Consider the following 354-nt stretch of genomic DNA (forward strand, 5'->3'; position numbering starts at 1 on the left):
TTCTTTTGGCGAGAAAAGCTTCCAGTCCTTCTTGATAATCACCGGTTAAAGAGGCGCTGAGAACGCCCTGGCGCTCCACCTCCAGCTGCCGTTCCAGGAGTGTTAAAAATGCGTGATTTAAACCGGCCTTGGCAATGGCAAAAGACTGCGTCGCACCTCTTGCCAGTTGTTCCGCCATCAGGCCGGAGGCGGTCATGAGCTCTTCCTGCTCCACCACGCGATGGACCAGACCCATTGCCTGCGCTTGTTCAGCATCGTAAACCGGATCGAGAAAAATCATCTCGCTGGCCTTACCAAACCCCGCCAGCAAACCCACCCACAGGCTCCACCCCACATCAGGCGCCAAACCAAGGC

1 protein-coding gene is annotated in these 354 nt (G+C 56.2%); it reads right to left on the reverse strand.

Going from position 1 to position 354, the window contains the following annotated elements:
- Positions 1–316, reverse strand: a 316-nt coding sequence (locus Psfp_RS21225; protein ID WP_243120846.1) for an enoyl-CoA hydratase-related protein, incomplete at its 3' end; no start/stop codon positions are given.
- Between the last annotated feature and the right edge of the window lie 38 nt (positions 317–354).

The organism is Pelotomaculum sp. FP (assembly GCF_004369245.1).
GTDB lineage: Bacteria > Bacillota > Desulfotomaculia > Desulfotomaculales > Pelotomaculaceae > Pelotomaculum_C > Pelotomaculum_C schinkii.